Below are 23,901 nucleotides of genomic sequence, written 5' to 3'. Positions count from 1 at the left end.
CCCGATTCTGGTGAAACCATGTCCTCATACGCGGCCTCCGCGCATGAGGACACGGTTTTCGTAATCGATGCGCAGAACGATCGCCAGCGCCACCAGGTTCATCAAAATGGCCGAGCCGCCGAAGCTCATCAGCGGCAGCGTCAGGCCCTTGGTCGGCAGCGCGCCGAGGTTCACGCCCATGTTGATGAAGGTCTGGAAGCCCAGCCACACGCCCACGCCCTGGGCCACGAGGCCCGAGAACACGCGGTCGAGCGCGATGGCCTGGCGGCCGATGTGCATGATGCGGCGGGTGAGCCAGAGGAACAGGCCGATGATCAGCAGCACGCCGACGAGGCCGAACTCCTCGCCGATCACGGCCAGCAGGAAGTCGGTGTGCGCCTCGGGCAGCCAGTGCAGCTTCTCGACGCTGCCGCCGAGGCCGACGCCGAAGATCTCGCCGCGCCCGATGGCGATCAGCGAGTGCGACAGCTGGTAGCCCTTGCCCAGCGCGTGCTCCTCGCTCCACGGATCGAGGTACGCGAAGATGCGCTCGCGGCGCCACGGGCTGCTCGCGACGATGGTGCCGAAGGCCACCACCACCAGCGCGGCGATCAGGAAGAACATGCGCGCGTTCACGCCGCCCAGGAACAGGATGCCCATGGCGATCACGGCGATCACCATGAAGGCGCCCATGTCGGGCTCGGCCATCACCAGCATGCCGACCACCACCACCGCCACGCCCATGGGCAGCACGGCGCGGAAGAAGCGCTCCTTGATCTCCATCTTGCGCACCATGTAGCTGGCGGCGTAGAGCACCATCGCGAGCTTGGCCAGCTCCGACGGCTGGAAGCGCATGAAGCCCATCGGCAGCCAGCGGCGCGCGCCGTTCACGTTGATGCCGATGTGCGGAATGAGCACAGCCACCAGCAGCAGCAGCGAGGCCACGAAGAGCCAGGGCGCGGCGCGCTCCCAGGTCTTCATCGGGATCTGGAAGGTCAGCAGCGCGGCGATGAAGGCGAACACCACCGAGGCCGCGTGCCGCGTGAGGAAATACGAGGCGCTGTAGCCCGCGCGCGCGAAGCGCGGGTTGTCGGGCAGCGCGATGGAGGCCGAATACACCATGATCAGGCCCCAGGTCAGCAGCGCCACCGTGACCCAGACCAGCGCCTGGTCGAAGCCCAGCACGCGCATCGGCGTGGCCTTGGTCTGCGCGATGCCGGCGCCGCCCAGCCGCACGGGCAGGTGCACAGGCAGCGAGTCGATCCCGCTGCGCGCGCGCCTGAACCAGCCGCCGAAGCGGCTGGTGCGTGCGTTGGGCGTGGCGCCTGATGCGGCAGAGTTCAAACCTGTTCCTCCGTCGTCGAGTCGCCCAGGCCGCGCGGGCTGTCCTCGTAGGCCTGCACGGCCTCGCGGAACACCTCGGCGCGGTGCGCATAGTCCTTGAACATGTCGAAGCTCGCACAGGCCGGTGACAGCAGCACGGCGTCGCCGGGGTTGGCGCGCGCGGACGCGAGCTTCACCGCCTCGTCCATCGAGGCGGCGTGCAGCAGCGAGACGCCCGTCGATGCCAGCGCGGCTTCGATCAGCGGCGCGTCGCGGCCGATGAGCACCACGGCGCGCGCGTACTGGCGAACGGGCGCGGCCAGCGGCTCGAAGTCCTGCCCCTTGCCTTCGCCACCAAGAATGACGACCACGCGGCGCTCCTCGCCCAGGCCGGTCAGCGCGGCGGCGGTGGCACCCACGTTGGTGCCCTTGCTGTCGTCGAAGTACTCGACCTCGTCGATGACGGCGATGGGCTCGACGCGATGCGGCTCGCCCTGGTATTCGCGCAGGCCGTAGAGCATGGCGTTCAGCGGGCAGCCGGCGGCGCTGGCCAGCGCCAGGGCCGCGAGCGCGTTCATGGCGTTGTGGCGGCCGCGGATGCGCAGCGCGTCGGCGGGCATCAGCCGCTGCAGGAAGATCTCTTCCTCGACCACGGCACCACGCTTGCGCTTCTGCGTTTCGTCGGCTTCCAGCGCGCGCACCAGCCAGGCCATGCCGTTCACGCGCTCGATGCCGTAGTCGCCCGGGCGCAGCGGCATCGCGGAACCGAAGGTGACATGCGTGCGGATCTGCGGGCGCTGCAGCTTGACCTTGACGGGCGCGGGCAGCATCGCCATCACGCCGGCGTCGTCGCGGTTGAGGATCATGAGCCCGTGCGCGCCGAAGATGCGCGCCTTGGCCGCGCCGTACGCGGCCATGTCGCCGTGCCAGTCCAGATGGTCCTGCGTGAGGTTGAGCACCGTCGCGGCCGTGGGCTCGAAGCCCTGCACGCCGTCGAGCTGGAAGCTGGACAACTCCAGCACCCACACGTCGGGCAGCGTCTCGGCGTCCATGTGCGCCGAGAGCGTGTCGAGCAGCGTCGGGCCGATGTTGCCGGCCACGGCCACCGTCTTGCCCGCGCGCTCGACCAGTTGGCCGGTGAGCGAGGTGACGGTCGTCTTGCCGTTGGTGCCGGTGATGGCGAGCACCGCGGGCGTGTAGCCCTTGGGCGCTTCGGGTTCGACGGGCGGTGCCAGTTCGAGCTGCGGCGACGGCTCTTCCTCGACGGCCGCCGAGGCCGGGTTGGTGACGGAGAGCTCGGCGATGCGCGCGACGAACTCCGCGGCTTCCTTGGCGGCGGTCGGGACGTAGGGCTTGCCGGTGGTGGGCAGGCGCGAAACGGTGGCGGGCGCGGGCGTGGGTGCGGGAGCAGGCTCCGCTGCCGGGGCTTCGGGCGATTCGGGAGCTGCTTCGGCAGCCGGGGTTTCCGGCGCTGCTTCAGCGCTGATTGCTTCGGTGGATTCCGACGCTGGTTCAGGCGCGGCTTCGGATGCTGGCTCCGCAACGGCTTCGGCCGGCACGGCCACTTCGCCTTCCTGCGGCGGCGGCACGACAACGCTGATCGACGGATCGCGCGGCATCGCTTCGGCCATCGCGGGGGCGGCCGGCTCGGGCTGGGCTTCAGCGGTTTCCGATGTTTCTACTGGCGCGGGTGCTTCTGCAGGCTCGACCGGAGCTGCGGCCTCGGCGGGCGCAGGCTCTTCCAGCGCCAGCTCGGCCTGTGCTTCAGGCTCGGCGGGAGCTTCGGCAACCGGCTCGGCTTGCGTTGCGGCGGTGACTTCCGCCTCCGGTTCGGCCTCGACCACCGGCACTTCCACCATCCGCAGGTCCTGCAGCGCACGCGCGAACAGATCCAACTCGCCACCGACCGGCAGGCCCACGGCACGCGCCGCATCGGCCACCGGCGCGATGGTCGCCGGCGAAAGGCCCGGCGAACGGTACACGGCGCGGATCGGCGTGCCTTCGACCAGCGCGGCCGAAAACGGCCCGCCGACGAAGTTCACGCCTGGCAGTTCCTCGCGCAGCGTCGGAAGCAATGCTGGCGCCTCGCGCGTGTCGGCCACGGTCACGACCGCGCCGTGGCGCGCGCACCAGCGCGCCATCGCCAGCCCGGACGCGCCGAGGCCGAGGATGAGGACGGGGAGGTCTTTCAGGTGCCGCATGGTTGTCTTCTTCTTTTCTCTCTCAGCGCAGCTTCAGCGTCGAAAGGCCCACGAGGCACAGCAGCATCGTGATGATCCAGAAGCGCACCACGACCTGCGTCTCGCGCCAGCCGCTCTTCTCGAAGTGATGGTGCAGCGGCGCCATCTTGAGCACGCGCCGCCCCTCGCCGAAGCGCTTCTTCGTGTACTTGAAGTAGGTGACCTGCGCCATCACCGAGATCGCCTCGACCACGAAGATTCCGCCCATGATGAAGAACACGATCTCCTGGCGCACGATGACCGCGATGGTGCCCAGCGCGCCGCCCAGTGCCAGCGCGCCCACGTCGCCCATGAACACCTGCGCCGGATGCGTGTTGAACCACAGGAACGCGAGCCCCGCGCCGGCCATGGCCGAGCAGAACACCAGCAGCTCGCCCGAGCCGGGAATGTTGGGGAACAGCAGGTACTTGGAATACACCGCGCTGCCCGTGACGTAGGCGAACACGCCCAGCGCCGAGCCCACCATCACCACCGGCATGATCGCCAGGCCGTCCAGGCCGTCGGTCAGGTTCACGGCGTTGCTCGCGCCCACGATCACCAGGTAGGTGAGGATCACGAAGCCGATGCCGCCCAGCGGATAGCTCACTTCCTTGAAGAAGGGCACCAGCAGGTTGATCTTGGGCGGGAAGTCGAGGTCGAAGCCCGACTGCACCCATGCGAAGAACAGCTGCACCACGCGCCAGTTGGAGCTTTCCGAGATGCTGAAGAGCAGGTAGAAGGCCGCGATCAGGCCCACCACCGACTGCCAGAAATACTTCTCGCGCGAGCGCATGCCCTCCGGGTCCTTGCGCACCACCTTGCGCCAGTCGTCCACCCAGCCAATGGCGCCGAAGCCCATGGTGACCCACAGCACGATCCACACGAACCTGTTGGAGATGTCGAACCACAGCAGCGTGGCGAAGGCGATGGCGAACAGCACCAGCACGCCGCCCATGGTGGGCGTGCCGCTCTTGGTGAGGTGCGTTTCCATGCCGTAGCCGCGCACCGGCTGGCCGATCTTGAGCGCCGTGAGGCGGCGGATCACGTAGGGCCCGGCCACAAGGCCGACCACGAGCGCCGTCAGCGCGGCCATCAGCGCACGGAAGGTGAGGTACTGGAAGATGCGCAGGAACCCGAACTCGGGCGACAGCGTCTGCAGCCATTGAGCGAGGGTCAGCAGCATGTGGTTTCGCGCGGCTCATGCGTCATGACCGGCCTCCTTTTGTTGTTGTGGTTGTTGTAGTTGTGCCTGCGCCTCGACGACCTGCACCACTCGCTCCATCTTCATGAAGCGCGATCCTTTCACGAGCACGCTGCCGACCTGCGGCAGGCGTGCGAGCACGGCCGCGCTCAGCGCGTCGAACTCCTTGAAATGGTGTCCGTCGGCACCGGCGAAGGCGGCGACGGTGTGCGACGTAGCGTCGCCCAGCGTGTAGACGGACTCGATGCCGCGCTCGCGGGCATGCTCGCCGACCTCGGCGTGGAACTCGGGCGAGCGGTCGCCCACCTCGCCCATGTCGCCCAGCACGAGCAGGCGCGGGCCCGGAAGGGCGGCGAGCACGTCGATAGCGGCGATCACCGAATCGGGGTTGGCGTTGTAGCTGTCGTCGACCAGCGTGATCGCATGGCCGCCGGGCAGCGCGACTTCGCTTGCGCGCGAGCGGCCCTTGACCGGCTCGAAGGCCGAGAGGCCGGCGCCGATGGTTTCCAGCGACACACCCGCCGCGAGCGCGCAGGCCGTGGCGGCGAGCGCGTTGACGACGTTGTGCCGGCCCGCGATGTGCAGCCGCGCGTCGAAGGCGCCCACCGGCGTGCGGATGCTCACGGCCCAGGCGCCCTGCTTCCATTCGGCGTGCTGCAGCGAGATGTCAGCATCCTCGTGCTCGCCGAAGGTCAGGCAGCGGCGCGAACCGCCGTCGTGCGCCATGTCGGTCCACAGCGAGGTGAACTCGTCGCCGTAGGGAAAGACTGCAGTGCCGTCTTCCGGCAGCACCGCGAACACGGCGGCGTTCTCTACAGCCACTGCCTCGACGGTGGCCATGAATTCCTGGTGTTCGCGCTGCGCGTTGTTGACCAGCGCGATGGTCGGGCGCGAGATGGCCGCCAGCCGCGCGATCTCGCCCGGGTGGTTCATGCCCAGCTCGAGCACCGCGCGCTGGTGCTGCGCGCGCAGGCGCAGCAGCGTGAGCGGCACGCCGATCTCGTTGTTGAAGTTGCCGGCCGTGGCGAGCGAGCGCTCGGCCCGGAAGGCGAAGAGCACGGCCGCGATCATCTGCGTGACCGTGGTCTTGCCGTTGCTGCCCGTCACCGCGATCAGCGGCAGGTCGAACTGCGCGCGCCAGCCCGCGCCGAGCGCGCCCAGCGCGACCAGCGAGTCGGGCACCTCGAGGCCGGCGAGACCCGCGGCCTCCAGCCCGTGGTGCGCGATGGCGGCCACGGCGCCCTGCTTCTTCGCATCGGCCAGGAAATCGTTGGCGTCGAAGCGCTCGCCCTTGAGCGCGACGAACAGGTCGCCGGGCGCGAGCGTGCGCGTGTCGGTGTGCACGCGGGCGATGACGATGGAGCCGTCGCCCACGAGGCGAGAACCCGGAATCCATTGCTGGATCCGGGCCAGGGTGATGTCCAGGGGTGTCGTGATGCCGCTCATGCCGAGGCACCCCTCTTTGCCAGCGCCTGCAGCGCATGGGCCTTGTCCGAGAACTCGATGCGCTGGCCGGCGATTTCCTGCCAGGCCTCGTGGCCCTTGCCGGCGATCAGCACCACATCTTGCGGCGCGGCCTGCGCGATGGCGTCGGCGATGGCTCCCGCCCGGTCGGGCTGCACCTGCGCCGCGTCGGGGCGCGAGAAGCCGCGCAGCACCTGGCTGATGATCGCGTCGGGCTTTTCGCTGCGGGGGTTGTCGCTGGTGACGATCACGCGGTCGGCCTGGCGCTCGGCGACGGCGGCCATCATCGGGCGCTTGATCGGGTCGCGGTCACCGCCGCAGCCGAACAGGCACCACAATGCGCCGCCGCGCTGCTTTGCGAGCGGGCGCAGGCCGATCAGCGCCTTGTCGAGCGCATCGGGCGTGTGGGCGTAGTCGACCACGGCCAGCGGGGCGCCTTCGCCGGTGCCGGCGCGGTCCATGCGTCCGGGCACGCTGGTGAGGTTGGCGCATGCGGCCACGGCCTGGGCCAGCGTGAGGCCCAGCGCGCGCAGCGTGCCGAGCACGCCCAGCAAGTTGGACACGTTGTACTGGCCGATGAGCCCCGTCGACAGGCGCTCCACGGCAGCCGTGCCGTGCTCGGCCACCGAGAACTGCAGGCCCTGCGCGTCGTAGCCGATGTCGCGCGCCATGAGGCGGGCCGGCTTGCCGGCGGCCGAGACGGTCCAGACGTCGAGCGCACCGATGCCGGCGTCGATCAGGTTCGCGCACAGGCTGGCGCCGTGCGTGTCGTCGATGTTGATCACCGCGGCGCGCAGGCCGGGCCAGCGGAACAGCTCGGCCTTGGCCTGCCAGTAGGCGTCCATGCTGCCGTGGTAGTCGAGATGGTCCTGCGTGAAGTTGGTGAACACGGCCACGGCGATCTGCGCGCCGTCGAGGCGGCGCTCGGCGATGCCGATGGACGAGGCCTCGATGGCGCAGGCGCCGAAGCCGTTCGTGACCAGCGCGCGCAGCTCGCGCTGCATCATCACCGGGTCGGGCGTGGTCAGGCCGGTGTAGGTCAGATCGGGCGGCACGCCGATGCCCAGCGTGCCCATCACGGCACAGGGCGACGGCGCGTCGCGCTGCATGGTGCCGTCGGGCTTCATCACTCGCACGCCGCCCGCCGCGCGCAGCGTGGAGAGCGACTCGGCCAGCCACCATGCGGTGGAGGTCTTGCCGTTGGTGCCCGTCACGGCCAGCACTTCGAGCAGGGCCGAGGGGTTGTCGTAGAAGGCCGAGGCGATCGGGCCGGTGGCGGCCTTCAGGCCGGGGTAGCTCACGATGCGCTCCCGGTATTCGTCCTGGTCGAAGCCGAAGGGCTCGACGCCCTCGTGCTCCACCAGGCAGACGGCGGCACCCTGCGCCAGCGCGGCCGCCACGTGCTTGCGGCCGTCGGTGGCGGCGCCCGGCCAGGCGATGAAGACGTCGCCCGCGCCCACGGCGCGGCTGTCGGCATGCAGCGCGGCGTTCGGCGCGCGCTCCTTCAGCCAGGCGGCGACCAGTTGGGGGGAAGTGAAGGTCAGCATGTTCAGAAGCTCTCGTCGACGCCCTGCGTCATCACAAGCGGTTTGACCGCCAGATCGGGCGGTACGTTCATCATGCGCAGCGTCTGCTGCACGACCTCGCTGAACACGGGAGCGGCCGCCAGACCGCCGAAATACTGCCCGTCGCTGGGCTCGTCGATCATCACCGCGACGATGATGCGCGGCTTCTCGATAGGCGCCATGCCGGTGAACCAGGCGCGGTACTTGTTGCTGGCGTAGCCCTTGCCGACCTGCTTGTGGGCCGTGCCCGACTTGCCGCCGACCGAGTAGCCCACCGTCTGCGCGCGCGTGCCGGTACCGCCGGGGCCGGCGGCCATCTGCAGCATCTTGCGCACCGCCAGCGCGTTGGAGGGCGAGAACACGCGCACGCCCACCGGCGGTTCGGAGTTCTTCAGAATGGTCACCGGAATCAGCGAGCCGTCGTGCGCGAACGCGGTGTACGAATGCGCCATCTGGAACAGCGACGCCGACAGGCCGTAACCATAGGCCATGGTGGCCTGCTCGACCGGCTTCCAGGTCTTCCAGGGCCGCAGCCGGCCGGTGACGGCGCCGGGGAACTGGATCTGCGGCTTCTGGCCGTAGCCGAGCGCGGTGTAGGTGTCCCACATCTCGTGCGGGGTCATCTTCTGGGCGATCTTGAGCGCACCGACGTTGCTCGACTTCTGGATCACGCCCTCGACTGTCAGCGTGCCGTAGTTGTGCGTGTCGCTGATGGTGAAGCCGCCGATCTGGTAGCGGCCGGGGCCGGTTTCGATCAGGGTCGAGGGTTTCACGCGGCCGGCTTCCAGCGCCATGCCCACCGTGATCGGCTTCATGGTCGAGCCGGGCTCGAAGGTGTCGGTGATCGCGCGGTTGCGCAGCTGCTCGCCGGTGAGGTTCTGGCGCTTGTCGGGCACGTAGCTCGGGTAGTTGGCCAGCGCCAGCACCTCGCCGGTGACGGAATCGAGCACCACCACGCTGCCGGCCTTGGCCTTGCGCGCGGTCACGGCGTCGCGCAGCTTCTGGTAGGCGAAGAACTGCACCTTGCTGTCGACGCTGAGCTGGATGTCCTTGCCGTCCAGCGGCGGCACGGTCTCGCCCACGCCCTCGACCACGCGGCCCAGGCGGTCCTTGATGACGCGGCGCGACCCGGCCTTGCCGGCCAGGTCCTTGTTGAAGGCCAGCTCGATGCCTTCCTGGCCGTTGTCTTCCACGTTGGTGAAGCCCACCACGTGCGCGGCGGCCTCGCCCTCGGGGTACTGGCGCTTGTATTCCTTGCGCTGGTAGATGCCCTTGAGGTTCATCGCGGCGATCTGCTTGGCGATGGGCTCGTCGACCTGGCGCTTGATCCAGACGAAGGTCTTGTCCTCGTCTTCCAGCTTCTTGTCGAAGTCCTTCTGCGGCATCTCCAGCAGCTTGGCCACCTGCTTGAGCTTGGCGCGCACCTCGGGGTCGTCGCGCTCGATGTCCTCCGGGATGGCCCAGATGCTGGGCGCGACCACGCTCGATGCGAGGATGAGCCCGTTGCGGTCGAGGATGCGGCCGCGGTTGGCCGGCAGCTCCAGCGTGCGCGCGAAGCGCACCTCGCCCTGCCGCTGGAAGAAGCTGTTGCCGATGACCTGCACGTAGGCAGCCCGGCCGGCCAGCACCAGGAAGCCGAAGGCGATGCCGGCGACGATGAGCTTGCTGCGCCACACCGGCGTCTTGCTCGCAAGCAGGGGGCTGGTGGTGTAGCGGACGCTGCGGTTGCCTCGGGTCATCGCGCGGCCCTCGCTGCGGTTGCGGCCGGCTTGGCCGCAGGCTTGGCTGCCGGCTTGCCTGTGGTGGGGGGCGTCGCCGCCACCGGTGCGACGGCGGGAATCACGGAGCCGTCAGGGCGCACGTACTGCGTGATCGCCGGGGAGGTGGTGCGCATCTGCAGCTGCTCCTTGGCGAGCTTCTCCACGCGCAGCGGCGTGGCCTGCGCGCGCTTCTCGACCTGCAGGCGGTCCCGCTCGGTCTCGAGGCGGCGCGCGTCCTGCTGCACGCGGTCGAGCTCGGTATAGAGCTGGCGCGACAGATACTGGGTGTGCACAAGGTACAAAGCCGTCGCAATGACGGCCATCAGCAGGAGCAGGTTGATCCGGGCCATGGCTAGTGAACCTCCCCCAGGCTGCACCACTGCGTGGCTCCGCCAACCCCCTCGCGAGCGGGGAGGCGAGCGCCTTCGGGCGGCCGGGCGGCGCTCATGCGGCCTCCGTGCGTTCTGCCACGCGAAGAATGGCACTGCGCGCCCGCGGGTTCCCGCTCACCTCGGCCTCCGAGGGCTTGATGCGCTCCAGCGCGCGCAGCTTCATGACCTTGGGCGCGGCGAACGGCGCGCGGCGGTCGTAGACCTCCTTGGAGTGCTTCGCTATGAACTGCTTGACGATGCGGTCTTCCAGCGAGTGGAAGCTGATGACCGCCAGCCGCCCCCCGGGCTTCAGGATGGACAGGCTGGCTTCTAGCGCCTGTTGCAGCTCTTCAAGCTCGGCGTTGATGAAAATCCGAAAAGCCTGAAATGTGCGCGTTGCAGGGTTCTGGCCCGGCTCGCGGGTTTTGACCGTGCCAGCCACGAGCTCGGCCAGTTCGGTGGTGGTTGAAACTGGGCCCCGTTCTTGTCGGCGAGCAACAATCGCCTTTGCAATCTGAACAGCAAACCGTTCTTCGCCATAGTCACGGATCACCTCTGCAATCTGCTGTAGTTCGGCCGTTGCCAGCCACTCGGCCACGCTCTCGCCGCGCGTGGTGTCCATGCGCATGTCGAGCGGGCCATCGAAACGGAAACTGAAACCGCGCACCGGGTTGTCGATCTGCGGCGAGCTCACGCCCAGGTCCATGAGCAGGCCGGCGACGCTCGCATCGGGCAGCTCGCCGATCGAGCGGAATCCCTGGTGGCGGATGGAAAAACGCGCATCCGAGATGCGCGCTGCTTCGGCCACTGCTTCCGCATCCTTGTCGAATGCGATGAGCCTGCCCTCCGGCGCCAGCCGCGCGAGGATCGCGCGCGCGTGCCCTCCTCTTCCGAAGGTGGCGTCCACGTAGGTGCCGGCAGCTGCGGCGCTGCCGGATAGAAGAGCTTCCACCGCCTCGCCGAGCAAGACGGTCGTGTGGGTCCAGGGCGTGTTCACGGGGCCCCTCAGAACGCGAAGTCCTGGAATACGTCCGGCATCTCGCCCTGGGTGGCCTCGGCCTCCTTGGCCTCGTAGGTGGCCTTGTCCCAGAGCTCGAAGTGGTTGCCCATGCCCAGCAGCAGCGTCTCGCGCGTGATGCCGGTCGCCGCGCGCAGCTCGGGCGACACGAGGATGCGGCCGGTGCCGTCCATCTCGACGTCCATGGCGTTGCCAAGGAAGACGCGCTTCCACCACTGCGCCGACATCGGCAGCGCGGCGATGCGCTCGCGGAATTTTTCCCATTCGGGACGGGGGAACACCATCAGGCATCCGTGCGGATGCTTGGTGATCGTGAGCTGGCCGCCTGCCGTCGCGCTCAGGACGTCACGATGCCGGGTCGGCACGGAGAGCCGCCCCTTGGCATCCAGACTGAGCGATGAAGCGCCTTGAAACACGACCACGAAACCCCTGTGTTGGGAGTGCTGCGGCACCCGAAAGGGGCACTACCCGCACTTTTTCCCACTTAACTGCACTTTTTTGCACTGTAGCAGGAAACACTTCGGAAGCAACTGGCCGTTTGGGCTATTTTTTGTAATGGAATCAACGACTTAGCGCCGATTCCAAATCCTTGGAATCGGCGAATTTCGTTGAAAATGAAGTACTTAGCTCACGCAGTGAAAGTGATGCGTGAAGGATTCCCCCGTTACAGGGGAAGAGAGAAGCGGCTTCAGAGGATGAAGCGCGAAAGGTCTTCGTCGTGACTTAGTGCCGCAAGGCGCTGGTCGACATAGGCGGCATCGATGCGGATCGATTGCCCTTCGAGGCGGGTCGCGTCGAAGCTTACCTCATCCAGCAGGCGCTCCATCACGGTCGACAGACGGCGCGCACCGATGTTCTCGGTGCGCTCGTTCACCTCGAAGGCGATGGTGGCCAGCCGGTTCACGCCCTCGGGCGTGAATTCGAGCGTCACGCCCTCGGTGGCGAGCAGCGCCTGGTACTGCTTCACCAGCGAGGCGCGCGTCTGCGTGAGGATGCTCTCGAAGTCCGCCACCGAGAGCGACTGCAGCTCCACGCGGATCGGAAAGCGCCCCTGCAGCTCGGGAATGAGGTCGCTGGGCTTGCTCAGGTGGAAGGCGCCGCTCGCGATGAACAGCATGTGGTCGGTGCGCACCACGCCGTACTTGGTGCTGACGGCTGTGCCCTCCACCAGCGGCAGCAGGTCGCGCTGCACGCCCTGGCGCGACACGTCGGAGCCCTGGGCTTCGCTGCGGGTGGCGACCTTGTCGATCTCGTCGATGAAGACGATGCCGTTCTGCTCTGCGTTGGCGATCGCCTGCGTGCGGATCTCGTCCTCGTTGACCAGCTTGGCGGCCTCCTCGTCGGTGAGCAGGCGCAGCGCCTCGGCGATCTTGAGCTTGCGCATCTTGCGCTTGCCGCCGCCGATCTGGCCGAACATGCCGCGCAGCTGCTCGGTCATTTCCTCCATGCCGGCCGGGCCCATGATCTCCAGCGGCGCGCGGGTTTCGGCGAGGTCGAGTTCGATCTCCTTGTCGTCGAGCTGGTGCTCGCGCAGCCTCTTGCGGAAGGCCTGCCGGGTGGCGTTGCTGGTGTCGGTCGCGGTGGAGGTGCCGTCGGCGCTGCGCGCTTGCGGCAGCAGCACGTCGAGGATGCGCTCTTCGGCTGCGTCCTCGGCGCGCGCGCGAACCTTCACGCTCTCCGCCTCGCGCGTCTGCTTGACGGCGATCTCTGCCAGGTCGCGGATGATCGAATCGACGTCCTTGCCCACGTAGCCCACCTCGGTGAACTTGGTGGCCTCGACCTTGATGAAGGGCGCATCGGCCAGTCGCGCGAGGCGACGGGCGATCTCGGTCTTGCCCACGCCCGTGGGGCCGATCATGAGGATGTTCTTCGGCGTGATCTCGTGGCGCAGCTTGTCGTCGACCTGCTGGCGGCGCCAGCGGTTGCGCAGCGCGATGGCCACGGCGCGCTTGGCTGCCGGCTGGCCGACGATGTGGTTGTCGAGCTCGGAGACGATCTCCTGGGGGGTCATGGACATGGTCAGAGCGCTTCCACCGTATGGTTCATGTTCGTGTAAATGCAGATTTCTCCGGCGATCGCCAGCGATTTGCGCACGATCTGCTCGGCCGAAAGCTCGGTGTTCTCGATCAGCGCCTTGGCCGCCGACTGGGCGTACGCGCCGCCCGAGCCGATGGCGATCACGCCGTCCTCGGGCTCCAGCACGTCGCCGTTGCCGGTGATGATGAGGGAGGTGGTGGCGTCGGCCACCGCGAGCATGGCTTCGAGCTTGCGCAGCACGCGGTCGGTGCGCCAGTCCTTGGTGAGCTCGACCGCGGCCCGGGTCAGGTGCCCCTGGTGCTTCTCGAGCTTGGCCTCGAAACGCTCGAAGAGCGTGAAGGCGTCCGCCGTGGCGCCCGCGAAGCCGGCAAGCACCTTGCCGTGATACAGCCGGCGCACCTTGCGCGCCGAGCCCTTGATGACGATGTTGCCGAGAGTGACCTGCCCGTCCCCGCCGATGGCGACCTGGTCGCCCTGGGGGGTCTTGCGGCGCACGCTCACGATGGTGGTGCCGTGAAACTGTTCCATCGCAGCCATCTGGGGGTGCGCGGCGGCAATGCAACCGCCGCAAGGCGGTGCGGGTTTCAGTTTTTCCTAACGGCCACCGTGGCGTGATCGGCGATGCCTACCAGATTGAACAGCGCGGCAACCAGCCGGTGCACGTCGACGAACTGCACGCGCTCGCCGTTGGCGTCGCGCGTGCGCACCCAGCTCAGCAGCGTGCCTGCGGCGGCGAGGTCCATGCGCAGCAGCGCCGCGCACGAGATGACCGGCGCCGTGGTGTGGCGCAGGTCGTGGTCCAGCCGCTGCCAGTTCGACAGCGACTCGCCCCGCAGGTCGCCCGCCAGCGCGGCAAAACCGCTGTCGGTGGAAGGAAAACTCTCCGAATCGCCGCCGACCGACAGCAGCGACCACACCGAGCTGGGCCGGCTGGCAGGCGGCGCGGCCAGCGTGGTGCACTCGCCCTTCGGGTCTGCCCAGGCGGGCGGCGACACCTCGTAGGTGATGCAGTAGTTGAGCGCCACCAGCTCGAAGTCGTCGGGCAGGTGCATCATGCGCAGCGCCGCGAGGTGCAGTTGCCACCAGACGTCGTCGGTGCCGCGCTCGTTGTTGGGCGCGGCCTCGGACAGCACGGCCAGCAGCTGCGACGAGCCCATGAAACGCAGTTGCACCGGCGAATCGGCCCAGTGGGTGAAGAGCACACGCAGCGGCGCGGCGGCCTCGGGTTCGATGGCATGCAGGCCACGCCAGTCGAGCGTCCACACCGAGCCCGCCTTCGACAGCGCGCGGGTGAGGTCCATGAGGCCTTCGCGCGCGAGGCGCGTGGGGCAGGTCCAGTCGGCGGGAGCGCCGCTTTCGGCGATGCCGGCAGCCTCCTCGCTCGCCGTGACGGCCTTGACGCTGCGCGCCAGCTCTTCCAGCGAGACCCAGTCGGGTCCCATGCGCCGCATGCGCTGCGCATAGCGCATGCGGGCGGCGGCGAACTTGGCGGCGTCGCCGGTGGCGCGGTACAGGTCGAAGAGAGCCCGCCAGCGGTTGTCGTCGCGCTCGGAGGCTGCGTCGGTCGCGCTTTCGACCGGCGACACGCTGTCGGGGGGCGAAGCCAGCGCCTGCAGCAGGATCGCTTCGGCGCCGGTGTCGTCGCCGTGGGCGAAACGGATCACCGCTTCCTCGAGCGCGCCGTCGTGCGCCAGGCGCGACGACAGCAGCGGCACGCTGGCCGCGACGGCCGGCGCTGCGCCGGCCTCGCCGGCGACCTGTGCCGCCTCCACCGCCAGGGACGGCGGAGCCGGCTCCGACAGCAGTTCGTCGGTGTCCACCGGCGGCAGGGTCTCGGCGCCGGCTTCGGGCGGCGGATTGACCAGCACCTCGCCGTTCGGCCCGCGCCCCTTCCACCACTGCTGCGACATCTGCTGCTCGATCTCGTCGATCTTCTTGAGCGTGAGCGCGCGGCCTTCCGATCTCTCGGAGGAACTGTTGACGTTGAACGAAGACGGCGTGACCGTCGCCTCGAAGGCGTGCGCCGCGGCCTCGCGCTGGCGCAGCTTGCGCAGCATGTCGAACTCGCGCCGGCGAACGAAATCGTTGCGCTGGCGCCGCTCGATCATCTCCTTGAGCATCTCCCGGCTGTAGGTCTGCGCGGGCAGCGAGGAATCGGAGGCCGAACTGGCGGAGGAAGGCGCGTCCAGCTCCGACCAATCCTTCAGGGGATTGCGGACAAACTTGGCCACCTTTGAAAGAAGGCGGCCCGAATCTTCCTTTGGCATTCGGAGGAGGCTATCGAAGACGCTGGCTTTTATCTACCTTGTGCTGGCTTCAGTCCCCGAACATCTTCTGCTTGAGTTCGCGGCGCTGCTGCGCCTCGAGCGAAAGCGTCGCGGTCGGGCGGGCCAGCAGGCGGCCGACGCCGATGGGCTCGCCGGTCTCGTCGCAGTAGCCATAGTCGCCGGCGTCGATGCGCTGGATCGACTGCTCGATCTTCTTGAGCAGCTTGCGCTCACGGTCGCGGGTGCGCAGCTCGAGGGCATGTTCTTCCTCGATGGTGGCGCGGTCAGCCGGGTCGGGCACGACCACCGTGTCTTCACGCAGGTGCTCGGTGGTCTCGCCGGCGTTCTCGAGGATGCCGCGCTTGAGTTCTTCGAGCTTCAGGCGGAAGAACGCCATCTGCTTCTCGTTCATGTACTCGTCGTCGGGCATGGCGATGACTTCGGCATCGCTCAGTTCCGCGGGCGACTTGGTTTTCCAGTTGTTGGCCAGTTTCGGGTCTTTCTTGATGGCGAGGGGCGGCGGAGGCACCAGCGCGTTGGAATGGCTTTGGGAGAAGGTGGACTTGGCGGCCGTCGACGCCACCGATTGCGGCATCGAGGGGACGGTCAGTTGCGACAGCCGGGACACGCGGCCACCACGCGCGGCGGGAGCGGGCGTGGCTGTTTGAGCGGGCATCGAGGGTGTCGCCGGGGCGGAAGTGGAGGCGGCAGCCGTTTTTTTCATGGGGATCGGGGGGACAGAGGAAACAGCCGCAGGACGGCCGACGGGTTTGGATGACGATGAGCCGGCGTCCGCGGTCTTCGTGGCGGCAGTTGCAGGCTTGGCGGACTTCTTGGTCGCAGCGCTCGCGGCCTTGGCCGGTGGTGCTGCGGGCTTCTTGGACGGTGCTCTCTTCTCCTTGGTCGCGGGACCGGAAACCTTCCTGGCCGCGGGTACAGCCTGCTTCGCAGCCGGCGCCTTCTTGGCGGCGGGCTTGGTTGCTGGCGTGGCCTTGGCGGCGGGTTTCTTCACGGTGACTGGCTCCTTTGACGAACTGGAACGCGCTTTCACTGGGTGTCTCCTCCCATGGGAGCCTCTTGCAGCCTCCAGGCCGCGCAGGCTCCCGTTGTCGGGGTGCCCGCCAAGTGGCGAACCCCGGGGTTATACCCCCGAAAGCCCGCCAGAAACGTACGGCGCCCCGTGCCGGAAGTCACATCTTGTCCTTGGGAGCAGGACGTGGCTTGCGAAACAGGCGCGCGATTGTATAGAGAACTCGAAGCCGCGGGACATGTTCCGGCGCGTCGTCCGACTCCGTTAGCATCGCCCGGCGCCGCCGGAGGGGGCGGCGCGCGGGCCCCGGCCCTTGTCCATATGGCGCAGGGGGCCTATCCGATCATTCCGATCAATCGCAAGACAGACACAAGAAAGCAACAAGCCTTGAACAAGAAAGCAGTTTTGGGAGTCCTGGCCGCGGCCATCGCCGCCGCCTACGGCGGCAGCACCTGGTGGGCCGGGTCGCAGATCAAGTCGCGCTACGACACCGCGCTGGACGAGCTGCCCAAGCAGACCGCGCTGGTGCGCGTGACCGAGCGCAAGTACGAACGCGGCTTCCTGGGCGCCGTCAGCACCGTCACGCTGGAAATCGGCTGCTCGGCCGACGCGGCCGCGCCGGCAGCCAGCCAGCCCACCGCTGGCCAGGACGAAGAGGAAAAGGAAGACGGCGAGGAAGACGATACCCCCGCCATCAAGCCGCCGAAGCAGCTGCGCCTGACCATCCGCGACACCATCCACCACGGCCCGCTGGCCGGCGGCACGCTGGCGGCCGCCGTCATCGACAGCGAACTGGTGCTCGATCCCAAGACCCAGGCCGAGCTGAAGAAGCTGTTCGGCGAGGCCAAGCCCCTGTCGGCGCGCACCAAGGTCGGCTTCGACGGAGCCTTCACCACCGACCTGACGGTCGCCCCCGCCAGGCTGTCCGAGGACGGCAAGGGCCGTCTCGACTGGCAGGGCCTGCAGGCCCGCGTGAACGTGAACGCCGCGCGCACCCAGGCACGGTACGACCTGAACATGCCCGGCCTCGACTTCAGCGACGTGAAGAGCGGCGTGACCATGAAGATGGGCAAGCTCACCGCCAAGGCCGACATGGACAGCAGCGCCGGCTGGTTCCTGGCCACCGGCAAGACCGAGGGGCGGCTCGACACGCTGGAGTTCGCCGTCAGGAAGAAAGCGGCAGAGGACGGCTCGGAGCCGCCGAAGGCGCTGCCGGCAGTCGTGCTGCAGAACATCGACCTCGTGGGCGACGCGACCATGAAGGACGGCCTCTACGCCTCCACCGGCACGCTCAAGGGCACCGGCAAGATCGGCGAGACGAAGATCGACAAGTTCGAGCTGACCAGCGGCGCGCGCCGCATCCACGGCGCCGGCTACAGGAAGCTGGCCGACGCCTGGATGCAGTCCAGCGCCGCCAGCGGCTGCGGCAAGGGCGGCAGCAAGGCGTCCCAGGCGGCCATGCAGGCGCTGGCCGAGCAGCTCACGCCCGACCTCAAGGCCATGGCCAAGTACGCGCCCGAGGCCGGCATCGACAAGCTCGTGGTCGAAATCGACGGCAAGCGCGCCGAGCTCGGCTACTCGGCCGGCATGGCCGGCGTGACCGACGAAGACCTGCAACTGCCGGGCACGGCGCTGATGATGAAGCGCGGCGTGCTCAAGGCCCACGCGCGGCTGCCCATGAAGTGGCTGGAGAAGCTGGCCGAGACCGGTGCCGAGAGCGGCCAGACGCCGCCGCCCGAAATGGTGGCCGGCCTGGTCGAACAGGGCGAGCAGAGCGGCTTCGTGAAGCGCGACGGCGACGACGTCACCACCCAGGTCGAGTTCAGCGAGGGCAACCTGAAGGTCAACGGCCAGCCGCTGGGCGGAGCGCCCGGCATGAACGGCTCAGGCAAGTAAGCCGCCCTGCCCAACGGAAAACGGCGCTGGCCTCGCGGGCCAGCGCCGTTTTTGTTTGCTTCAGGAAGCCTTCGGCTCTTCAAGTCAGACCAGGCATTGCTCGAGCCCTTGCTCCAGGATCTCCCGCGGCAGCTCGATGCCGATGAACACCATGCGGCTCTGGCGCGCCTCGTCCTTGCCCCATTCCGGACCCAGGTCGCTGCCCATCAGCTGGTGCACGCCCTGGAAGATCACCTTGCGCTCGGTGCCCTTCATGTTCAGCACGCCCTTGTAGCGCAGCATGCGCGGGCCGTAGATGTTGACGATCGCGCCCAGGAAGTCTTCCAGCTTGGCCGGATCGAACGGGCGGTCGGCCTTGTAGACGAAGCTCTTGACGTCGTCGTCCACGTGGTGATGGTGGCCATGGCCTTCGTGCTTGTGCGAGGGATGGTCGCAATGCTCGCCGTGCTCGTGGTCATGGTGGTGATGGTCGTCTTCCTTCAGGAAGTCGGGGTCGATGTCGAGCTTGGCGTTCAGGTTGAAGCCGCGCAGGTCGAAGATGTCCTTGAGCGGCACCTCGCCGAAATGCGCCTTCTGCTGCGGCGCGCGCGGATTCATGTGCTTCAGGCGGTGGATCAGCGCGTCGGTCTCCTCGACGGAGACCAGGTCGCTCTTGCTGATGAAGATCTGGTCGGCGAAGCCCACCTGCCGGCGCGCTTCCTGGCGGTCGTTGAGCTGCTGCGGCGCGTGCTTGGCGTCGACCAGCGTGAGGATCGAGTCGAGCAGGTAGCTCTCCGCGATCTCGTCGTCCATGAAGAAGGTCTGGGCCACGGGGCCGGGGTCGGCCAGGCCGGTGGTCTCGATCACCACGCGGTCGAAGTCGAGCAGGCCCTGGCGCTTCTTGGCGGCCAGCAGCTGCAGCGCCTCGCGCAGGTCTTCGCGGATGGTGCAGCAGACGCAGCCGTTGCTCATCTGCACGATCTGCTCCTTCGATTCGGTCACGAGGATGTCGCTGTCGATGTTCTCCTCGCCGAACTCGTTCTCGATGACCGCGATCTTCTGGCCGTGGGCCTCGGTCAGGATGCGTTTGAGCAGCGTGGTCTTGCCCGAGCCGAGAAAGCCGGTGAGGATGGTCGCGGGAATGAGGGCCATGGGGAAAGTGCTCCGGAAGCGGAAAACAGGAAATGGGGGCCGTGAAAGGCGCGGCCCGGCAGTTTAGCCAATGCCACTGAGTTGCGTTGGCGGCAGGGTCAAGCCCGCTTCAGGCGGGCTTCCTGACCACCACCAGCCCCTTCAGGTATTCGCCCTCCGGGAACTCGATGGTCATCGGGTGGTCCGGCGCTGCGCCGAGCCGTTCGGCGATGTAGCCGTCCACGCCCGCGTCGAGCCCCGCCGAGGCCACGATCTTGTGGAACAGGTCGGCGCTGATGCCGCCCGAGCACGAGAAAGTCAGCAGCACCCCGCCCGGCTCCAGGATCTTCAGCGCCAGCCGGTTGATGTCCTTGTAGGCACGCGAGGCGCGCTCGGCATGCGCCACCGTGGGCGCGAACTTGGGCGGATCGAGCACGATGGCGTCGAAGGTTCGGCCCTGGTCGATGAACTCGCGCAGCACGGTGTTGACGTTGGCGTCGAGGAACTCGGTGTCGATGCCCTGCCCCTCGAATCCGTTGAGCGCCAGATGGCCCCGCGCGCGCTCCAGCGCCGGCAGCGAGGAATCGACCGACACCAGCTGCGCGCCCTCGAGCGCGCCCGCGGCCTTGAGCCCCGCCAGCGCCGCCACCGTGAACCCGCCCGTGTAGCAGAAGCAGTTCAGCACGCGCCTGAAGCGCCGGTGCTGCGCCAGCTCGGCAAAACGCTGGCGGCTGTCGCGCTGGTCGAGGTAGAAGCCGGTCTTGTGGCCGGTGGCGATGTCCAGCGACAGCTTCCAGCCGTGCTCGCGAATGACGATCTCGGTCGGCCCTTCGTCGCGCAGCCAGCCCGTGACCGGCTTCAGCCCCTCGCGCTCGCGGCCGCTGGCATCGGAGCGCTCGTAGAGCTTCGAAAGGCCCGTGGCCTTCAGCAGCGCATCGGCCAGCGCGCCCTTCCAGCGCTCCACGCCGGCCGAAAGGAACTGCGCCACCAGCGTGTCGCCATAGCGGTCGACGATCAGCCCCGGCAGTCCGTCGGCCTCGCCGTGGATCAGCCGCACGCCGTCGCTCTGCAGGTCGAACAGGCCGCGCGCATTCACGGCGCGGGCGCACAGCGAGGCGAGGAATGCGGCGTCGATGCGCTGCGTCTCGACAAAACTCCAGGCCCGCGCGCGGATCTTGGAAGCAGGGCTGAACGCAGCCCACGCGAGGAAGGCCCCGTCGTGCGACTCGACGCGCACCGTCTCGCCGGAATCGGCACCTCCGCGCGCGATGGCGGATTCGAACACCCACGGGTGGCGGCGCTGCAGCGAGCGCTCCTTGCCGGGTTTGAGGCGAAGGGTTTTCATTTTTTCCGTTTGCTTACTTGTTGTTCTCGGGCTTGGCCTTCGCACGGGGATGCGCCGCGTCGTACACCTTGGCCAGGTGCTGGAAATCCAGCCGCGTGTAGACCTGCGTGGTCGCGATGTTGGCGTGGCCCAGCAGCTCCTGCACCGCGCGCAGGTCGCTGCTGGACTGCAGCACGTGGCTCGCGAAGGAGTGGCGCAGCATGTGCGGATGCACCGGCGCCGCGAGGCCGGCCTTGAGGCTGCGCTCGCGCAGCAGCTTCCACACCGCCTGCGACGACATCCGCATGCCCTTGGCGCTGATGAAGAGCGCGGCCGCCGCCTGCGGATCGCGCAGCCGGGCCGTCGTCAGCCCGGGGCAATCGCCGCGCACCGCGAGCCAGTCGCGCAGCGCCTCGGCCGCCTTGCTGCCCATGGGCACGATGCGGCGCTTGCTGCCCTTGCCGAGCACGCTGGCCTCCATCGCGTCCAGGTCGACCCAGCCGCGCGCCGTGCCGCTGGCCTGCGCATCGAGCCCCGTGAGCTCGCTCACGCGCAGGCCGCAGCCATAGAGCACTTCGACGATGGCGCCGTCGCGCGCCTCGGTCCATGGGTCGGCCTCGGGGTCGTACAGCTCGGCGAGCCGCACCGCGTCGTCCACGCCCAGCGCCTTGGGCAGCGGCCGGCCGGCCTTGGGCGCGTGCACGTCCTGCACCGGGTTGAAGCCGATCAGCCCCTCATGCCCCAGCCAGCGATAGAAGCTGCGCCAGCACGACAGCACCAGCGCGATGCCGCGCGGCTCGCGCCCGGCGCTGTGCAGTTGCGCCATCCAGCGGCGGATGTGGGCCGTCTGCACGCGGTCCAGCGGCAGCTTGGCCTCGGCGGCGTGCTCGCGCAGGGACTGCAGGTGAAAGGCGTAGAGCTCGACCGTGCGCGCCGCGAGCTGGCGTTCGACGCGCACGTGCTCCAGGTATTTCTCGATCCAGTCCATTTGCTCAGCGCAAGGTGTGGCTCAGGAATATCGCGAAACCGGCTTTGCCGGGCCGCAGGTATTGCCCCCGGCGAGGGGGTTGGCGAAGCGACACGAAGTGCGCGAAGCCTGGGGGCGCACTAGAACAGGTAGCCATGGGCGGCATTGTTGATGATGGCCGCGGGCTCGCGCAATGCGCCCTTGAACACCATGCCCCAGGTACGCCAGCAGGAGGTGGGCGCCGCGGCGTACTGGACGTCGAAGTTCTTGTCGAACCCGCTCATCTTCACAAGCCGCTCGGTGCGCCACAGGTGATAGGGCTCCGATACGATCACCACGCTCCGGACGCCCGCCAATTGCAGAACCGGCGTTGAGAGCGCCAGATTCAGGCGCGTGGATGTCGACGCCCGTTCGAGCAGCATCGGGCCTGCGAAACCAGCGGCCATCGCGTGCTGGTTCATGACTTCGGCTTCGATGCGCCCGTCTTCCGAGTCAACGCCGCCGGTGAACACGAGTTGCTTGACAAGGCCGGCCTGCGCCAGCGCGATGCCCGTATCGACCCGTCCCGTGAGGCAGGGATTCGGCTTGCCATGCAGGTAGGCCCGGCTACCCAGGATCAGCGCGGCGTCGGCCGGGCGTTGCGGCGGGTTCGCCAGCAGCTCCTCGGCACGCTGCCAGGCCACCGCCCAGGCAACCGCATACGCCAGCGCCACAGCCACCAGCCCAAAGGCCAGCACGACCTGCCAGGGCCGCCTCAACCAGCGCGGACGTTTCAAGGACGCAGCCGCGAGAGCGCGCCCGAGGCCAGCTCGGCGATGCGCTCCAGGAAATCGGTGCCCATCTCGGCGTTGAAGCGCTGCGCGTCGGGCGAGGCCAGCACCAGCAGGCCGAAGGCCGGCGACTCGGGGCCGGGGCGCAGCGGAATCAGCGCGATCGACATCGCGGCCTGCGGCTCGGGCAGCCAGCTGGAGGCCTCGAAGCCCGAATTGAGCCCGCAGTAGGGCGAGGTCAGCGAGGTGGCCAGCGCCTTCACGTCGTCGCTCACCCACTGGGCGTAGGCCTCGTTGAGGTATTCGCTGCCGCAGTCCCACACCTTGATGGCCGTCTGCGGCACCAGGAAGAGCGACTGCAGGTCGACCGCGATGCGGTACGGCAGGCTGCGCGGGTCGCGCGTGGTCAGCAGGCCCGTGGTCCAGCGCTGCAGGCGGTCGGCGATCACGACGTTCTCGGTGCCGTGGCGCATCATGTCCATCAGGCGATGCTCCAGCGCCTTGATCTTCTCGCGCAGCATCTCGGCCTGGCGCTCCTGCAGGCTCACGGCGCGGTTGCCGTGCGGGCTGGTGAGCTGCACCTGCGCCAGCAACTGGGCATGGCGCTCGAAGAAGTCGGGCGTGTTCGCCAGGTAGTTGGCGATGTCGTCTTCGGTGATCGGGTTCATGGCGTTGGCGTCGTTGTTGTTGCTCGTGAAGTGGGTCATGGCAGCTCCGGCACCTCGATGTCTCCCTCGAAGACCGTGACGGCCGGTCCGGTCATCAGCACCGGCTGGCCCTCCCCCTGCCACTCGATCGTGAGAACGCCGCCGTGCGTCTGCACGTCCACGCGGCGATCCAGCAGCCCGAGGCGGATGCCCGCCACCACCGCCGCGCAGGCGCCGGTGCCGCAGGCCAGCGTTTCGCCGGCGCCGCGCTCGAACACCCGCAGCCTGATGCTGGATCGGTCGACCACCTGCATGAACCCGGCATTCACCCGTTGCGGAAAGCGCGGGTGGTGCTCGATCTGCGGGCCCTGCTCCGCCACCGGGGCGGTGTCGACGTCATCCACCACCTGCACCGCGTGCGGGTTGCCCATCGAGAGCACGGCTACGGAAACGATAGCGCTGCCGGCGTGGGTGCCCAGGGCCAGATGCCACTTGTGCCACCCGCCCTCGGCCTGCGGGTCGAGCCCGGCGGGGTCGAAGGGCACGCGGGCGGGTTCGAAGATGGGGGCGCCCATGTCGACCGTGACGCGGCCGTCGGCGCCCATGCGGGGTTCGATCACGCCGGAGAGGGTCTGAACGCGCACCTGCTTCTTCTCTGTCAGGTGGTGTTCGCTGACGAAGCGCATGAAGCAGCGCGCGCCGTTGCCGCACTGCTCCACCTCGCCGCCGTCGGAGTTGTGGATCACGTACTGGAAGTCGATGCCTTCGCCCGGCGAGGGCCGCACGGTGAGGATCTGGTCGGCGCCGACGCCGAAATGGCGGTCGGCCAGAAAGCGGTATTGCGCGGCGCTGAGGCCCAGCGTGCCGCGCGTTTCGTCCAGCACGACGAAATCGTTGCCGGCTCCCTGCATCTTGGTAAAGCGGATTCGCATCCCGGGATTATCGCCACGGGC

General features: G+C 68.3%; 20 protein-coding genes. 1 reads left to right on the top strand and 19 read right to left on the bottom strand.

What is annotated here, in order from left to right:
• Nucleotides 1–24: 24 nt before the first annotated feature.
• From ftsW to dksA, 13 genes are all read right to left on the bottom strand, one after another.
• On the bottom strand, nucleotides 25–1,323 hold the full coding sequence (gene ftsW / locus ABL838_RS04880; protein WP_126021413.1) for a putative lipid II flippase FtsW: 1,299 nt from the start codon (nucleotides 1,321–1,323) through the stop codon (nucleotides 25–27).
• Nucleotides 1,320–3,503: a UDP-N-acetylmuramoyl-L-alanine--D-glutamate ligase gene (murD, locus tag ABL838_RS04875; RefSeq protein ID WP_418124495.1), complete on the bottom strand. Its 2,184-nt coding sequence runs from the start codon at nucleotides 3,501–3,503 to the stop codon at nucleotides 1,320–1,322. Before murD ends, ftsW begins: the two co-directional genes overlap by 4 nt.
• A gap of 22 nt (nucleotides 3,504–3,525) precedes the next feature.
• Entirely contained in the window at nucleotides 3,526–4,704 is a 1,179-nt protein-coding gene (mraY, locus tag ABL838_RS04870; protein WP_093299737.1) for a phospho-N-acetylmuramoyl-pentapeptide-transferase, read from the bottom strand.
• A gap of 15 nt (nucleotides 4,705–4,719) precedes the next feature.
• Entirely contained in the window at nucleotides 4,720–6,168 is a 1,449-nt protein-coding gene (locus ABL838_RS04865; protein ID WP_418124493.1) for a UDP-N-acetylmuramoyl-tripeptide--D-alanyl-D-alanine ligase, read from the bottom strand.
• The gene (locus ABL838_RS04860; protein WP_418124491.1) at nucleotides 6,165–7,733 is read right to left on the bottom strand and encodes a UDP-N-acetylmuramoyl-L-alanyl-D-glutamate--2,6-diaminopimelate ligase; all 1,569 of its coding nucleotides are present in this window, start codon (nucleotides 7,731–7,733) and stop codon (nucleotides 6,165–6,167) included. The genes ABL838_RS04865 and ABL838_RS04860 overlap by 4 nt, the downstream gene beginning before the upstream one ends.
• A 2-nt stretch (nucleotides 7,734–7,735) precedes the next feature.
• Nucleotides 7,736–9,490: a peptidoglycan D,D-transpeptidase FtsI family protein gene (locus tag ABL838_RS04855; RefSeq protein ID WP_418124489.1), complete on the bottom strand. Its 1,755-nt coding sequence runs from the start codon at nucleotides 9,488–9,490 to the stop codon at nucleotides 7,736–7,738.
• Nucleotides 9,487–9,861, bottom strand: coding sequence for a cell division protein FtsL (ftsL, locus tag ABL838_RS04850; protein ID WP_184634727.1), 375 nt, complete (start codon nucleotides 9,859–9,861; stop codon nucleotides 9,487–9,489). The genes ABL838_RS04855 and ftsL overlap by 4 nt, the downstream gene beginning before the upstream one ends.
• 94 nt (nucleotides 9,862–9,955) lie before the next feature.
• On the bottom strand, nucleotides 9,956–10,879 hold the full coding sequence (gene rsmH / locus ABL838_RS04845; protein WP_369659599.1) for a 16S rRNA (cytosine(1402)-N(4))-methyltransferase RsmH: 924 nt from the start codon (nucleotides 10,877–10,879) through the stop codon (nucleotides 9,956–9,958).
• Nucleotides 10,880–10,887: 8 nt separating this feature from the next.
• Nucleotides 10,888–11,316: a division/cell wall cluster transcriptional repressor MraZ gene (gene mraZ, locus ABL838_RS04840; RefSeq protein WP_081270207.1), complete on the bottom strand. Its 429-nt coding sequence runs from the start codon at nucleotides 11,314–11,316 to the stop codon at nucleotides 10,888–10,890.
• Between the two features lie 272 nt (nucleotides 11,317–11,588).
• Complete coding sequence (hslU, locus tag ABL838_RS04835; RefSeq protein WP_418124487.1) at nucleotides 11,589–12,917, bottom strand: ATP-dependent protease ATPase subunit HslU; 1,329 nt, start codon at nucleotides 12,915–12,917, stop codon at nucleotides 11,589–11,591.
• Nucleotides 12,918–12,919: 2 nt separating this feature from the next.
• Nucleotides 12,920–13,465 carry an ATP-dependent protease subunit HslV gene (hslV, locus tag ABL838_RS04830; protein WP_019656748.1) on the bottom strand — a complete coding sequence of 182 codons (546 nt, stop codon included), beginning with the start codon at nucleotides 13,463–13,465 and terminating at the stop codon, nucleotides 12,920–12,922.
• A 56-nt stretch (nucleotides 13,466–13,521) separates the two neighbouring features.
• On the bottom strand, nucleotides 13,522–15,168 hold the full coding sequence (locus ABL838_RS04825) for an STAS domain-containing protein (protein ID WP_418124485.1): 1,647 nt from the start codon (nucleotides 15,166–15,168) through the stop codon (nucleotides 13,522–13,524).
• Between the two features lie 85 nt (nucleotides 15,169–15,253).
• Nucleotides 15,254–16,216: an RNA polymerase-binding protein DksA gene (gene dksA / locus ABL838_RS04820; RefSeq protein WP_418124483.1), complete on the bottom strand. Its 963-nt coding sequence runs from the start codon at nucleotides 16,214–16,216 to the stop codon at nucleotides 15,254–15,256.
• A gap of 405 nt (nucleotides 16,217–16,621) precedes the next feature.
• Here dksA and ABL838_RS04815 point away from each other — a divergent pair, with 405 nt between their 5' ends.
• A complete protein-coding gene (locus tag ABL838_RS04815) occupies nucleotides 16,622–18,130 on the top strand; it encodes a YdgA family protein (protein WP_418124482.1) in 1,509 nt (502 codons plus the stop codon).
• 84 nt (nucleotides 18,131–18,214) lie between these two features.
• Here ABL838_RS04815 and ABL838_RS04810 read toward each other — a convergent pair whose 3' ends face one another.
• The 6 genes from ABL838_RS04810 to dapF form a co-directional block, all read right to left on the bottom strand.
• The gene (locus ABL838_RS04810; protein WP_418124480.1) at nucleotides 18,215–19,261 is read right to left on the bottom strand and encodes a CobW family GTP-binding protein; all 1,047 of its coding nucleotides are present in this window, start codon (nucleotides 19,259–19,261) and stop codon (nucleotides 18,215–18,217) included.
• Nucleotides 19,262–19,370: 109 nt separating this feature from the next.
• On the bottom strand, nucleotides 19,371–20,585 hold the full coding sequence (locus tag ABL838_RS04805) for a class I SAM-dependent rRNA methyltransferase (RefSeq protein WP_418124478.1): 1,215 nt from the start codon (nucleotides 20,583–20,585) through the stop codon (nucleotides 19,371–19,373).
• A gap of 13 nt (nucleotides 20,586–20,598) precedes the next feature.
• Nucleotides 20,599–21,552, bottom strand: a complete 954-nt coding sequence (locus ABL838_RS04800; protein WP_418124476.1) for a tyrosine recombinase XerC — start codon at nucleotides 21,550–21,552, stop codon at nucleotides 20,599–20,601.
• Between the two features lie 119 nt (nucleotides 21,553–21,671).
• Nucleotides 21,672–22,307: a YdcF family protein gene (locus ABL838_RS04795; protein WP_418124474.1), complete on the bottom strand. Its 636-nt coding sequence runs from the start codon at nucleotides 22,305–22,307 to the stop codon at nucleotides 21,672–21,674.
• The gene (locus ABL838_RS04790) at nucleotides 22,304–23,008 is read right to left on the bottom strand and encodes a DUF484 family protein (RefSeq protein ID WP_184634711.1); all 705 of its coding nucleotides are present in this window, start codon (nucleotides 23,006–23,008) and stop codon (nucleotides 22,304–22,306) included. The genes ABL838_RS04795 and ABL838_RS04790 overlap by 4 nt, the downstream gene beginning before the upstream one ends.
• Entirely contained in the window at nucleotides 23,005–23,880 is an 876-nt protein-coding gene (dapF, locus tag ABL838_RS04785; RefSeq protein ID WP_418124472.1) for a diaminopimelate epimerase, read from the bottom strand. Before dapF ends, ABL838_RS04790 begins: the two co-directional genes overlap by 4 nt.
• Nucleotides 23,881–23,901 lie beyond the last annotated feature (21 nt).

Origin of the sequence: Variovorax sp. 160MFSha2.1, from assembly GCF_048305075.1 — a bacterium.
Taxonomy (GTDB): Bacteria; Pseudomonadota; Gammaproteobacteria; order Burkholderiales; family Burkholderiaceae_C; genus Variovorax; species Variovorax guangxiensis.
The sequence above is the reverse complement of the archived record's forward strand: the minus strand, read 5'-3'. Positions and strand labels throughout refer to the sequence as shown.